The sequence below is a fragment of the Kitasatospora sp. NPDC058243 genome (assembly GCF_042882025.1).
Taxonomy (GTDB): Bacteria; Actinomycetota; Actinomycetes; order Streptomycetales; family Streptomycetaceae; genus Kitasatospora.
This window is the reverse complement of sequence record NZ_JBHVWW010000023.1, coordinates 62243-73947: the sequence shown is the minus strand read 5'-3', so window position 1 is coordinate 73947 and position 11705 is coordinate 62243. Positions and strand designations below refer to the sequence as shown.

Sequence of the window (11705 nt, the reverse complement as noted above, 5' to 3'; positions counted from 1 at the left end):
TTGAAGAGAATTTCTTCGGCTTCCTGGGCACAGACGGGGGCGACGGCAACATCTCCTGCTGACGGGCGGCGGCTTGCGCGGGAGGTCGGCCAGTCCGACTTCCCGCGCACGGGTCGGTTGGCGGGCGCGGCCGGGGACGGCGTCAGCGCCGGACGTCATCGCCGGGCGTCATCGCCGGGCGTCGAAGCGAAGGTCCACGAAGGCCCCGACCAGTCCCCCGAGCGCGACGGCCGGCACGACCGCGTCCCCGGCACGGCCGGCCAGACCGCCCGTGACCAGCACGAACGCGACGGCGGCCAACGCGCCCGCCCAGGCCGGACCTGATCGCGGCAGCAGGGGCACGGGCCTGCCGTCCCGCCGCCGCCTGACCCACTTGACGGCGAGCAGGAGCACCGCGACCGCGACGAGTGGCGGCGCCATGACGTGCGCGGAGGTTCCCATCCTTGTCCGCCTTCCGTTCGGGCTGTCACCGACACGGTAACTGCCGTGCGGCGGGGCGGCGATGGCGCATTCCCTTTCGCCATCGCCGTTCCGCGGAACGGCCTGCGGGCAGGGCGCCGAGTACCTACGTTCGGGGACATGACGACGACCGCATCGCAGGAAGCGTTCCTGAAGGCCTTCCACGCCGAGCGCCCGGCGCTGACCTCGGACGTGCTCGGCCGCGCCAGGGCTTCGGACGGCAGGACCAGCTACCAGGTCCTGCGTGACCGCGCCGCCGGGAGCCGCCGGGTGCTCGACCTCGGTTGCGGCGACGGGCTGTTGCTCGAACTGCTCGCCGGGACCAGCGGTCGCGAGTTGGCCGGGATCGACCTGTCCCCCGAGGCGCTCGCGCTGGCCCGCCGCCGACCGGCCCTGGCGGGCGCCCGGCTGGCCGTCGGACGGGCACAGGAACTCCCTTTCGCGGACGGCGCGTTCGACGCCTGCGTCTCCCACCTCGCGCTGATGCTGATGGGCGACCTGGAACTGGTCACCGCCGAGATCGCCCGGGTGCTCGCCCCTGGGGGGCTGCTCGCGTGCGTACTCGGCGGCGGAATGGTCGGCGGCGAGGTCCATGAGCGGTTCGGCGAGCGGCTGTCCGCCGCCCTCGCCGCGCTCCCCGCGGACCGCCGCATCCCGGCGCTGGGCGACCGGCGGGCGCGGAGCCGCGACGGCCTCGCCGGGCTGCTCGGGCCGGCCGGGTTCGGGCCGGTGGGGTGGGAGACGGTCCTCATCGACCTCGGCGGCCCGGCGGAACGGGTGTGGGAGGCCGTGTCCGGCGTCTACGACGTGGGCCCGCTCGACGAGGAGGCCCGCGCCGCCCTGCACGAGGCGTTCCTCACGGAGGCCCGGGCGGCGTCGGGCCCGGCGGACGGGCACCTTCCGTACGGGTTCAGGATCCACCTCGCGACGGCGCGGCGGCGGTGAGGCCGGTCCCGTCGGGCGCCTGAATATTTCATCACGAGAAATATTCAGGTGGTCGTCGGCGTTGGCCACGGAGCCGGGTGCGGGAAGGCCCCGCACGGCTGGAGACGGGAGCGACGCCGTGCGCGTGGAGATCTGGACCGACATCAACTGCCCGTGGTGCTACATCGGCAAGGCCCGGTTCGAGCAGGCCCTGGAGCGCTTCCCCCACCGTGGGGACGTGGAGGTCGTCCACCGCTCCTTCGAGCTCGACCCGCACTCGCCGGCCGAGGCGCGACCGGTCGTCCCGCTGATCGCCGCCAAGTACGGGCTCAGCCTGGAGCAGGCCGAGGCGGCGGAGGCCCGGATCGCGGACAACGCGCACGGGGAGGGCCTGGCGTACCTCCGCGAGGGGCGCGACGCGGCGAACTCCTTCGACATGCACCGCCTGCTGCACTTCGCCAAGGACCACGGGCGGCAGGGGCAACTGCTGGACGCGCTGTACCGGGCCAACTTCGCCGACGCGCGGTCCGCCTTCGCGGAAGGACGGCTGGTGGAACTGGCCGTCGAGGCCGGGCTGGACGGCGAGGCCGCGGCGGCGGTGCTGGCCGATCCGGACGCCTACGCGGAGGCGGTGCGCGAGGACGAGGCGACGGCGGGCGCGATGGGCGCCACCGGGGTGCCGTTCTTCGTGTTCGACCGGCGGCTCGGGGTCTCGGGCGCCCAGCCGGCCGAGACGTTCACGGCAGCGCTGGAGCAGGCCTGGGAGAGCCGGGTGGCGGTGCCCCTGCTGGTCGGCGGCGGCGACGGTGGCGGCGAGGCGTGCGGGCCGGACGGGTGCGAGCTGCCGCAGCGGTGAGGTGAGGGGCGCGGGGGGGAGAGAGGGGGGGGGGGGGAGTCCTTTTCTCTTCCTTTTCCTTCCCTTTGTCGGGTGGGTGGGGGGGGGTGGTGGGGGTGGGGGGGTGGGCGGTCGGGGGGGGTGGGGTGGCCGGGGGGGGGGGGGGGGGGGGTGGGGGGAGGAATTTGGGGGGGCCCGCCTCCCTCCTCCGCCGCCTTCCCGCTCCGGGCAGGTCAGCGCTTGGGGGCGACGAGGCGGGTGCCGGCCCAGTCCGGGGCGGCGCCGATGGCCTTGGTCGAGGCGAGGCCGGCGGTCTGAGCGGCCTCGTTGACGTCGCCGGGCTCGATGTAGCCGTCCCGGCCCGACTTCGGCGTGAGCAGCCAGATCGTGCCGCCCCCTTCGAGGAGACCGATGGCGTCGACCAGGGCGTCGGTGAGGTCGCCGTCGTCCTCGCGGAACCAGAGCAGGACGGTGTCGGCCACGTCCTCGTAGTCCTCGTCGACGAGGTCCTGGCCGGTGATCGACTCGATGCCCTCGCGGAGGTCCTGGTCGACGTCGTCGTCGTAACCGATCTCCTGGACGACCTGCCCGGGCTGGAACCCGAGCCGGGCCGCCGGGTTGGTGCGCTCTGTCGTCATGCCGGTGTTCCTTTGACTTGGAGGCGCCTGTCGCCTCGCATCCGGGTAGCCAATCAGACGCGGACGGTGGTCGGCACTGAACACGCCCGGAGATTGACGGTACGTCAGATCTCGCGGCAGGAGACGATCCCGGACGAGCTGACGGCCAGCAGGAGTTGGGCGCCCCCGGCGGCATCGGCCCGGGTGATGGTGGCGCCCAGCTCGCCGGGCGGGAGGGGGAACGTGTGCGGGTGCAGGTCGGCGTCGTGCGCCACGACTGCGTCGCCCTCGACGTAGAGCAGCAGGTATTCGGCGACGTCGGGCACATCGGACACGTCGGGTCCCCTCCCCTGGGGCGGCTGGCGCTTGGCCCTGCCCACGCTAGGGGCCGCGTGGGGCACGGTCGGTGGCATTCACCCGGCACCACCCCCACGGGTGAATCCGGCGGAGGACGGGCGGGGGTTGGGGCCGGGGTTGAGGTGGGGGTTGAGGCGGGCGGGGTGGCCGGCGGCGTTGCGACCGGCGGCCTCGCGGTAGGCGATGCGCTGGACGGCGGTGACCAGGCGGTAGAGGTTGAGGGCGGCGTCGGAGTCGTCGGCGGCGAAGCCCAAGTGGAAGATGAAGGCTTCGAGTTCGCGCCAGTCGAAGTCGTCGGGGACGGGCTGGGCGACGCCGGGGGCGAGGGTGTTGAAGGCGGCGGCGACGGCGTAGTGGGTCGCGGCGAGGGCGTTGGCCAGGAGGTTGGCCAGGGGGTTGGGGCCGAAGTCGGGGTCCGGGTCCGGGTCGGGCATGTCAGGGGTCCTCCTCGTCGGGCTTTGCAACGTTGAGTGCGGTGATGACGCCCAGGACGACGGTGGCGATCGCCAGGGCGAGGAGGACGGCGAAGGCGGCGGCGATCAGAAAGCGCACGGGTCTTCGCGGTCTCGGTCGGCGGCGAGGAGGAGGGAGAGGAGGTTGAGGAGCGTGGAGGCCGGGGCGGTGTTGAAGCGGACGAGGACGCGGCCGTCGATGGTGCGGTCGATGGTGGCGGAGGGGAAGATGAGGCCGAACCTGCGGCCGCGCTCGTCGACTTCGGCGAGGAGCGTGCGGATGTGGTCGTCGGTGTAGTACCGGATCCGGGGGTCTGTCGGGAGCATCGGGCGGCGGCGGGGAAGGGGCATCAGGCGGCGTCCAACTGCAGCTCGAACCAGACGGATTTGCCCTGCTTGCGCAGGTCGGCGCCGAAGCGGTGGGCGAGGGAACGGACGAGGTGCAGGCCTCGACCGGAGAGCGCGTAGGGGTCGGCGGGGGCGCACGGCTCGGGCGGGAGGGTCGGGCTGTCGTCACAGACCGAGACGCGGAGCCTGCACTCCAGGAGGGAGAGCACGACGAGGGGCGCGAGGCTCCCGGCGTGCTTCCACGCGTTGAAGAAGAGTTCGTGGAGGGCGAGTTCGGCGTCGCAGATGGTGGGGGGCGGCCAGCCGGCGGTGGTGAGGAGGTCGCACAGTTCGGTGCGGGCGGCGGTCCAGTCGGGAGGGTTGGAAGCACGCATGAGAGACCCCGGGAGGGAGAGGGGGAGTCACTGACGATCCGTCATGTGACCGGTGCAACACTGAGAGTAGGGGAATGTCTGGCATCCATGCAATCGAACAGGCAAGGATGCATACACTGCCCTAGCTCAGCGTTGGCGAGCGGCTGGACTCATGCGGAACACTGCACCGACAAGGAGGGACTGGTAGTGGCATACAAAGGGCCGATCAGCCAGCGGCAACGGCGCTTCGGGGAAGAGTTGCAGCGCCTACGGGCGGCAGCTGGGATGTCTGCACCCGAAGCGGGGGCACTGGTGGGCATGAAGGGTCCGGCGGTGAGCCACACCGAGGCCGGTCGGATCACTCTCAACCCCGAACGCCTTGAGATCTGGCTCGACGCATACGGCTGCACAGATCCGGTCTTCCGCGCAAAGATCGCCGACATGGGCCGGAGTAATGGGAAGGGCTGGTGGACGGAGTCTGCCGACCGTCTGCCAACCTTGCTTCTTGATCTCGCGGAGGCAGAACACGACGCCGCCCTGATCGACAACTTCGAGACGTTCCACGTACCCGGGCTTCTCCAAGTACCCGCCTACATCGAGGCGATCTACGAAGATGCCGACCAGCATCGCAAGTTGGATGTCGCAGCCGAAATCGACTTCCGCAAGCAGCGACAGCGCATTCTCACAGACTTGCCACGCCGCGAGTTCCGATTCGTCATCCACGAGACAGCGTTGCGCATGCGATTCCCCGGCGACGCTGCGATGAGGGAACAGCTTGTGCATCTACTGGAGATTTCAGAGCTGCCCAACGTCAGCATCCAGGTCTTGCCGTTTACCGCTGCGCAGAAGCCGCCCTACACCAGCCAGTTCGTCTTCCTGGACCCCGGGGCTCCCGAGCTCTCCACGATCGTCGTGGATCACCCGAGCCACACCGAGTATCTTGGCGACCAACGTTCGATCGAGACCTACCGGAAGACCTTCAACCAGCTGAGTGAACTGGCCCTACCTCCTGTCAGCACAGCTCAGTCCCTGGCTACGCTTTCCTCCCGTGATTCGTGGGGCCTCATTCGACATCTTCTCTACCTGTTGCAAACCTGAAAGGCGTCCGATGTCCGACCTCCGTTGGCAAAAGTCATCGTTCAGCGGCTCCAACGAGGGCGGCAGCTGCGTTGAACTCGCCTACGGCGCCGACGACATCCTCCACCTCCGCGAATCCGACGACCCCGACGTCATCATCACCACCACCGCCCCCAAACTCCGCGCCTTCGTCCTCGGCGCCCAGGCCGGCGAGTTCGACCACCTCGCCTGAACCCCGGCGGTCAGCACACTTGGTGCTGACCGCCTCCGCCCAACTCCCTGTTCCGGGCCGCCCGCCCTGGGTTAGCGTGGACCCATGTCGAGAGACCTGCCCGCGCTACGGGCATCCCATCAGGACCGGGACCGCATCGTAGAAACGCTGCAGGTCGCCGCCGCAGACGGCCGGCTCACCCCCGAAGAACTCGAAACCCGGCTGGAAGCCGCGCTCTCGGCCCGGACGCTCGCCGAGTTGGCCGAGCTGACCACCGACCTGCCGAGCTTCGCGTCGGCCGTGGCCGTGCCGAAGGACGTGCTGGTCATCGACCAGCGCGGCGGCAAGTACACCCGGGCGGGGCGCTGGGTGGTCCCCCGGCACATCGAGTTGCGGCCGAAGCACTGCACGGTCGTCCTCGACTTCACCGAGGCGGTGATCACGGCCGACACCCTTCTGATCGACGTGTCCCTGCGGCACGGCAAGCTGCTCATCATCAGCCCGCCGGGCCTCGTCACCCTCGACACCGACGGTCTCACCCTGGTCTTCTCCAAGGTCAAGCAGCGCTCCGACAGCGGCGGCGACGCCACCAGGCCCCAGCTCCGGATCGAGCTCACCGGCACCCTCAAACACGCCTCGGTCGTCGCGCGCCCTCCCCGCCGCCGCCTCTTCGGCGCTTGAGGCAGGCCCACTCCACAGCTACACACCCTCGCCCGCTCGTCGATCCCGACGAGCGGGCGATCTCGTTACTCGGCAGACCCCCAGGCCTCAAAGAGTCCGCCATGAAGCGCCGTTGGCCAATTCCAGCCTTCCGGCACGACCACGCCGGTGACCTCCCCCCAAGCATCTCCGCTGCGCGCGAACCCCCGGCCGTCCCGCGAAGATCGGCTCCTGGAGGCACGAGGTCGTGGTCGAATCTCCCGAGCGAACCGGTTCGAACACGAGATCACGTTCCGGAACATCGCCTCCGGCGAGCAGGTCAGCTGGCTTCCGCGTCGGCAGACGACCGACCTCGCGCTCCCCGGCAATGACTTCTGGCTCATCGACGGTCAGCTACTCGTCGTCCACCACTTCAGCGGTGAGGGCGACTTCGTCGACGACGAGATCAGCACCGACCCGCAAACCATGAAGCTCTCCCACTCCGCGTTCGAGGCCGTCTGGGAACGGGCGGTCCCGCACGAGGACTTCCAGTTGCAGGGAGGCCTGTGATGTCGCAGAGCGTTCCGAAGGTCGATGAGCTGCTGAGGAACACGCAGCGCTCAGCGGTTCATCTGGAAATGCGCGACGGCTACATGCAGGGCGACCCGGCCCTCCACGCGTGGAGGGCCGGTCACCGTCCGGATCCGGACGACCGGGCTTCTTGGTGGAGGCCGTGGCTGGACGTCATCGCCGAGGCCGTGGGCCGTGGGGTGGAGATCCGCAGGGCCAGGGTCGTCTCCGAGCCGGTCGGCGAGTACATCCGGTACGAGTACGACGTCACGTTCCGGAACGTCCGGGCCGGTGAGCAGGTGCGCTGGCTGCCCAGGCGCAGCGCATCGACCATCGCACTCCCCGGAAACGACTTCTGGCTCTTCGACGACCGGATCGTCCGCTGGGGTCACTTCTCCGGCGATGGCGACTCACTCGGCGGCGAGATCTCCGAGGTCAAGTCCACCGCGAAACTGTGCTTGGACGCCTTCGAAACGGTGTGGGAGCGAGCCATCCCGCACGAGGAGTACCGGCTTCACTGATCCAGCATGGCCACTTCGCCATCTTCGAGTGCCCAGCAGGCCCGGGCGCTGATCGTCTCGGCGATCAACTCTCCCGGGTGAATCTGTGCAAGGTCGCAGATCCCGACCAGCCCGTTTTCCTACCGTGTTGCCACCGGGTCAAGCCACTCCGCGGGAGTGACCGACCCGATCGACAGAGAGGGAAAGCCATGGGTAAGCGCAGTGGCGGCAACGCCTCGGACGGCCAGGGCCCGGCGGGCGGCGGCGGCAAGTGACCAGCGAAACGCACCAGGAGGCGGGCCCCCAGGGGCTCGCCTCCGCGCTGGTGGCCGGCGGCGCGCTCTCCTCGGACTGGTTGCCCTCCTTCAACGCGGTGCCCCGCGAGCTGTTCGTCCCGGACCGCATCTGGCCGGGGATCTCGGACGGCACCCGACAGAACCCCGTGGTGTACCGGTCGCAGGAGCCCGAAGCATGGCGGAGGGCCGTCTACTCGGACGTCCCGCTGACCACGCAGTGGGACGACGGAGACCACCGGGGCGACGGGCTCGGCACGACGCCGAGTTCGTCCAGCTCCATGCCCACCATGGTGTTCTCGATGCTCCAGGACCTCGACGTGCGCCCAGGGAACAGGGCCCTGGAGGTCGGAGCCGGCACCGGGTGGAACGCGGGCCTCCTCGCCCACCGCCTGGGCAACCACAACGTGGTGACCGTCGAGTACGACCCGGACGTCGCTCGCGGCGCCCGGGAGAACCTGCACCGGGCCGGGCTCGCGCCCACCGTGGTCGAGGGCGACGGACGACAGGGCTGGTCGGACGGCGCACCCTACGACCGGATCATCGCCACCTGCTCCCTGCTGGAGATCCCTCCCGCGTGGCTGGAACAGACCGCCCCCGGCGGAATCATCGTGGCGCCCTTCGGCACCGAGTACGGCGGCGAGCAGATCGTCAGGCTGACCATGAGCGAGGACGGGACGAGCGCGAGCGGCAGGTTCACCGGGGGCTCCGCGTTCATGCGGCTGCGCCAGCAGCGCACGGACCGGCCGCCCTTCGAGGACTACCTGCGCGGCCGGGAGTGGCCGGCCGACGGGGTGCGGAGCACCACCGGCCTGTCCCCCCGGGAAACGGGCGGGTGGTTCGAGCAGTTCGTCATCGGGTCCGGCGTACCCGCCGCGTTCTGGCGGACGGAGCGCTACGACAACGGCGCGTACACACTCTGGCTCTACAGCCGCGACACCCTCTCCTGGGCCTCCGCCGACTACGAGCCGGACCGCACCGCCTACGAGGTCTACCAGTCCGGCCCGCGCAGACTCTGGGACGAAGTGGAGGCCGCGTGGCGCTGGTGGGACGGCCACGGCCGCCCCGGCTTCGACCGCTTCGGCCTGACGGTCACGGCCGGCCGCCACACGGTGTGGCTGGACGACCCGAGCAACCCGGTGCCGGTCCGAGGCTGACGGCAGAAAAATCGAAAACCCCTGCCCTGCCCGCGCGTTGGGCCCGACCAGCGGGCGGGGCTGCCCTCGGGGGCAGGGTTGCTGCCCCCGCCATCCCTACCGCTCCGGGCGTGGGCGGGGTATCCAGGACTCACCGGCCATCGACCCGAAGGGACGCCGATGAGGACCCGCGACAGTGACGACAAGGCGCACGCCCCCTCGACCAGCTCTCCCGCCTCCGCCCGGACACCAGCACCCGCGCTGCTCGGCCTCCAGGCGTCCGTCGGCAACGCCGCCGTCGTCCAACGACTCCAGCGGGCCGGCCAGGTGCAGCGCTCCGCCGCCGCCGTCCACGACGTGCTGCGCAGCGGCGGCCGCTCGCTCGACGGCGCCACCCGCGCCGACATGGAGTCCCGTCTGGGCGCCGACTTCTCGGACGTCCGGATCCACGACGACAGCGCCGCCCGGAGCTCCGCCGCCGAGATCGGCGCCCGCGCCTACACCTCCGGCAACCACGTCGTCATCGGCGACGGCGGCGGCGACCGGCACACCCTCGCCCACGAGCTGACCCACGTCCTCCAGCAGCGGCAGGGCCCCGTGGCGGGCTCCGACAACGGTTCCGGGCTGAGCGTCAGCGACCCGTCCGACCGCTTCGAGCGCGAGGCCGAGGCCAACGCCCGGCGGGTGTTGTCCGGCCCGGCCGCAGGCCGCCGAACCGCCCACGCCGCCGACCACACCGCCGCCCACGAGGACGAGGAACACGGCGGCTGAGCCGTCTCGCCCCCGCCCATCAACGGGATCGTTCATCGTTTGTCTACCGCCTTGCCCCATGGTCGTTTCCACGGGGCGCCCCGTACTTTCACGGGCGCGATATGGACGAAAGAGGTACCCGGGGATGAAGGCAGTGAAGGCAGTGAAGGCTGTGCGACGCATGGCCGTCGGGGTGGCGGCCGCGGCGCTGGCGCTGACGGGGACGATGCTGGGGGCCGGCACCGCGCAGGCGGCGTACGACCCGTCGACCCACACGCTGTGGAACGACGAGCCGCTCTACCCGGGCTGGCACGTCGACTCCGCGCGGTCCCGGCTGATCATGCAGCCCGACGGCAACCTGGTCGTCTACCGCAACTACAACACCCCGAACCCGGTGGCCGTCTGGGACTCCCGCACCAACGTGAACCACTGCGGGTACAAGGCGGTCATGCAGTCCGACGGCAACCTGGTCGTCTACTCCGCCTCCGGGGGCGTCTGCTGGTCCTCCGGCACGTACGGGCACCCGGGCGCCCGGCTGGTGGTGAAGGACCTCGGCGGCGTCGCCATCTACTGGGGTGACGGCGAGCTCCCCTTCGTCACCACGCCCACCAGCGACGTCCGCATCTGGGCGATGTCCTCGGACCTCTACTGACCCCCGCACCGGGCCGGAGCGCCGCTCAGGCGCCCCGTTCGGCGAGCCAGCGGACCAGGTCGGCGACGGACCACTGCGGGCGGGCCGCGAGGCGCGCCGCCACCGACCGCAGGAGTACGGGCAGGTAGCCGCAGAGCTCGGCGACCTCGGCGGCCGGGCCCGGCTCCCGGCGGATCCGCTCGGCGCCGACGACCCGGGCCAGCAGCTCGTACGCGTCCTGCGGCTCCAGCGGGCCCACGGCCAGCCGGGCCGCGTCGGCGGGCAGGGCGCCCGGTTCGGCGCCGGCCACGACGGCCGCGCAGCCCGCCACCGCGGGCAGCAGCGGCGCCGGGTCGGTGACGCCGTCGAGCACGACCAGCACCCGCCGCCCGGCGAGCGCGGCCCGGTAGCGCGCGCCCAGTTCGCCGACGCCGGCGTCCTCGACGGGCCGCTCCCCCAGGGCCCGCAGGAAGGCGGCCAGCACCGTGCCCGGCTCCGCCGTCTCGCCGGCCGCGTACAGCTGCCCGTCCGGGAAGGCGTCCTGGACGGTGTGCGCCAGGTGCACCGCGAGCGCGGAGGTGCCGCTGCCGGCCGGCCCGGACAGGCCGAGCACCGGCGAGGCCCCGACACCGGCACCGCCACCACCACCGTCGACATCACCGACACCGGACCGCAGGATCCGCTCGGCCTCCCGCACCTGGGCCGCCCGCCCGACCAGGTCGGGGATGTCCGGCGGCAGTTGGCAGGGCCGGGCGGGCCGGCGCGGCGGTACGGGGGCGGACGGCGCCGCGAGCTCGGCGCCCCCTCCCCGGATGCGGGCGTGCAGGTCCGCGACCGCCGGTGCCGGTTCGAGCCCCAGCTCGCGGTCCAGCCGTTCGCGCAGGGCCTCGAAGGCGGCCAGCGCCTCGGCCGTCCGCCCGCAGCGGTGCAGGGCCAGCAGGTGGAGGCGCTGCACCTCCTCGTCGCGCGGGTGTGCGGCGGCGAGCGCGTCCAGCGCGGGCAGCGCCTCGGTATGCAGGCCGAGCGCCAGGTCCAGGTCGTGCAGCACCTTGACGGCGGCGTGGTGGCCGGCGGCGAGCCGTTCGCGGGCGCGTTCGGCGAAACCGCCGGGCACGCCGTCCAGCGCGCGCCCCTCCCACAGCGCGAGCGCGCCGGCGAGCAACTCCCGGGCCCGCAGGGGGTCGTCGTAGCGCAGCGTGACGGCCTGGCTCACTCCGTCCTCGTAGCGGAACAGGTCGACGGCGGCCCGATCCACCTCCAGCCGGTAGCCACCGGCCGTGGCGACCAGCAGGCCGGGGGCCGCGAGGGCGCGGCGAAGCCGGTGCGCGTGGGTGCCGATCTGGCCGGCCGGAGCCTTGGGCCAACGGGCGTCATCCTCGCCCCACAAGCCCTCGACCAGCCGTTCAGTGGGCACGAGCTGGCCCGGGGCCAGCAGCAGGGCGGCCAGCAAGGCCCGCTGCTGCGGCCGACCGAGGTCGATCTCGTGGCCGTCGCACCGGGCCCGCAGCGGCCCCAGCACACGGAATTCGAGCCCCATGCCCCCACCCCTCGAA

16 protein-coding genes and 1 pseudogene are annotated in these 11705 nt (G+C 71.7%); 10 read left to right on the top strand and 7 right to left on the bottom strand.

From position 1 onward, the window contains the following. Nucleotides 1-168 precede the first annotated feature (168 nt). The gene (locus ACFVX9_RS17675) at nucleotides 169-441 is read right to left on the bottom strand and encodes a hypothetical protein (RefSeq protein ID WP_380342918.1); all 273 of its coding nucleotides are present in this window, start codon (nucleotides 439-441) and stop codon (nucleotides 169-171) included. A gap of 138 nt (nucleotides 442-579) precedes the next feature. Between ACFVX9_RS17675 and ACFVX9_RS17670 the strand changes: the two genes are divergently transcribed. Further along, a complete protein-coding gene (locus ACFVX9_RS17670; protein ID WP_387982362.1) occupies nucleotides 580-1404 on the top strand; it encodes a class I SAM-dependent methyltransferase in 825 nt (274 codons plus the stop codon). Between the two features lie 118 nt (nucleotides 1405-1522). Next, nucleotides 1523-2239: a DsbA family protein gene (locus ACFVX9_RS17665; protein WP_380495638.1), complete on the top strand. Its 717-nt coding sequence runs from the start codon at nucleotides 1523-1525 to the stop codon at nucleotides 2237-2239. A 212-nt stretch (nucleotides 2240-2451) separates the two neighbouring features. Here the strand turns inward: ACFVX9_RS17665 and ACFVX9_RS17660 are convergent, their stop codons facing one another. From ACFVX9_RS17660 to ACFVX9_RS17640, 5 genes are all read right to left on the bottom strand, one after another. Continuing rightward, nucleotides 2452-2856: a DUF3052 domain-containing protein gene (locus ACFVX9_RS17660; RefSeq protein ID WP_387982360.1), complete on the bottom strand. Its 405-nt coding sequence runs from the start codon at nucleotides 2854-2856 to the stop codon at nucleotides 2452-2454. A gap of 104 nt (nucleotides 2857-2960) precedes the next feature. Continuing rightward, a complete protein-coding gene (locus ACFVX9_RS17655; RefSeq protein ID WP_063348113.1) occupies nucleotides 2961-3170 on the bottom strand; it encodes a hypothetical protein in 210 nt (69 codons plus the stop codon). Nucleotides 3171-3248: 78 nt separating this feature from the next. Continuing rightward, complete coding sequence (locus ACFVX9_RS17650) at nucleotides 3249-3626, bottom strand: hypothetical protein (protein ID WP_387982359.1); 378 nt, start codon at nucleotides 3624-3626, stop codon at nucleotides 3249-3251. A gap of 105 nt (nucleotides 3627-3731) precedes the next feature. Beyond that, entirely contained in the window at nucleotides 3732-3995 is a 264-nt protein-coding gene (locus tag ACFVX9_RS17645) for a hypothetical protein (protein ID WP_063348115.1), read from the bottom strand. Continuing rightward, nucleotides 3995-4366 (bottom strand): ATP-binding protein, encoded by a 372-nt coding sequence (locus tag ACFVX9_RS17640; RefSeq protein WP_387982358.1) that lies wholly within the window; start codon nucleotides 4364-4366, stop codon nucleotides 3995-3997. Before ACFVX9_RS17640 ends, ACFVX9_RS17645 begins: the two co-directional genes overlap by 1 nt. A gap of 186 nt (nucleotides 4367-4552) precedes the next feature. On the opposite strand from ACFVX9_RS17640, the gene ACFVX9_RS17635 reads away from it, so the two are divergent. The 8 genes and pseudogenes from ACFVX9_RS17635 (at nucleotide 4553) to ACFVX9_RS17600 (ending at nucleotide 10173) form a co-directional block, all read left to right on the top strand. Beyond that, nucleotides 4553-5443, top strand: coding sequence for a helix-turn-helix domain-containing protein (locus ACFVX9_RS17635; RefSeq protein ID WP_387982357.1), 891 nt, complete (start codon nucleotides 4553-4555; stop codon nucleotides 5441-5443). A gap of 10 nt (nucleotides 5444-5453) precedes the next feature. Next, on the top strand, nucleotides 5454-5654 hold the full coding sequence (locus ACFVX9_RS17630) for a DUF397 domain-containing protein (protein WP_380342935.1): 201 nt from the start codon (nucleotides 5454-5456) through the stop codon (nucleotides 5652-5654). An 84-nt stretch (nucleotides 5655-5738) separates the two neighbouring features. Further along, a complete protein-coding gene (locus tag ACFVX9_RS17625) occupies nucleotides 5739-6314 on the top strand; it encodes a DUF1707 domain-containing protein (RefSeq protein ID WP_380372695.1) in 576 nt (191 codons plus the stop codon). A gap of 147 nt (nucleotides 6315-6461) precedes the next feature. Continuing rightward, nucleotides 6462-6842 carry a DUF6879 family protein gene (locus ACFVX9_RS17620; RefSeq protein WP_387982355.1) on the top strand — a complete coding sequence of 127 codons (381 nt, stop codon included), beginning with the start codon at nucleotides 6462-6464 and terminating at the stop codon, nucleotides 6840-6842. Further along, nucleotides 6842-7363 carry a DUF6879 family protein gene (locus ACFVX9_RS17615; RefSeq protein WP_387982353.1) on the top strand — a complete coding sequence of 174 codons (522 nt, stop codon included), beginning with the start codon at nucleotides 6842-6844 and terminating at the stop codon, nucleotides 7361-7363. Before ACFVX9_RS17620 ends, ACFVX9_RS17615 begins: the two co-directional genes overlap by 1 nt. A gap of 250 nt (nucleotides 7364-7613) precedes the next feature. Continuing rightward, complete coding sequence (locus tag ACFVX9_RS17610) at nucleotides 7614-8792, top strand: methyltransferase domain-containing protein (protein ID WP_387982351.1); 1179 nt, start codon at nucleotides 7614-7616, stop codon at nucleotides 8790-8792. Nucleotides 8793-8951: 159 nt separating this feature from the next. After that, nucleotides 8952-9512: pseudogene (locus ACFVX9_RS17605) on the top strand (DUF4157 domain-containing protein); the annotation flags it as partial. Between the two features lie 190 nt (nucleotides 9513-9702). Then, nucleotides 9703-10173, top strand: coding sequence for a hypothetical protein (locus tag ACFVX9_RS17600; protein WP_380372684.1), 471 nt, complete (start codon nucleotides 9703-9705; stop codon nucleotides 10171-10173). Nucleotides 10174-10198: 25 nt separating this feature from the next. On the opposite strand, the gene ACFVX9_RS17595 is transcribed toward ACFVX9_RS17600, so the two are convergent. After that, nucleotides 10199-11689, bottom strand: a complete 1491-nt coding sequence (locus ACFVX9_RS17595; RefSeq protein ID WP_387982350.1) for a BTAD domain-containing putative transcriptional regulator — start codon at nucleotides 11687-11689, stop codon at nucleotides 10199-10201. Between the last annotated feature and the right edge of the window lie 16 nt (nucleotides 11690-11705).

Coding starts and splice junctions, on each gene's coding strand:
- ACFVX9_RS17650 (WP_387982359.1), bottom strand. CDS start 3,626: ATGCCCGACCCGGACCCGGACCCCGACTTCGGCCCCAACCCCCTGGCC.
- ACFVX9_RS17595 (WP_387982350.1), bottom strand. CDS start 11,689: ATGGGGCTCGAATTCCGTGTGCTGGGGCCGCTGCGGGCCCGGTGCGAC.
- ACFVX9_RS17660 (WP_387982360.1), bottom strand. CDS start 2,856: ATGACGACAGAGCGCACCAACCCGGCGGCCCGGCTCGGGTTCCAGCCC.
- ACFVX9_RS17625 (WP_380372695.1), top strand. CDS start 5,739: ATGTCGAGAGACCTGCCCGCGCTACGGGCATCCCATCAGGACCGGGAC.
- ACFVX9_RS17675 (WP_380342918.1), bottom strand. CDS start 441: ATGGGAACCTCCGCGCACGTCATGGCGCCGCCACTCGTCGCGGTCGCG.
- ACFVX9_RS17670 (WP_387982362.1), top strand. CDS start 580: ATGACGACGACCGCATCGCAGGAAGCGTTCCTGAAGGCCTTCCACGCC.
- ACFVX9_RS17600 (WP_380372684.1), top strand. CDS start 9,703: ATGGCCGTCGGGGTGGCGGCCGCGGCGCTGGCGCTGACGGGGACGATG.
- ACFVX9_RS17645 (WP_063348115.1), bottom strand. CDS start 3,995: ATGCCCCTTCCCCGCCGCCGCCCGATGCTCCCGACAGACCCCCGGATC.
- ACFVX9_RS17630 (WP_380342935.1), top strand. CDS start 5,454: ATGTCCGACCTCCGTTGGCAAAAGTCATCGTTCAGCGGCTCCAACGAG.
- ACFVX9_RS17640 (WP_387982358.1), bottom strand. CDS start 4,366: ATGCGTGCTTCCAACCCTCCCGACTGGACCGCCGCCCGCACCGAACTG.
- ACFVX9_RS17615 (WP_387982353.1), top strand. CDS start 6,842: ATGTCGCAGAGCGTTCCGAAGGTCGATGAGCTGCTGAGGAACACGCAG.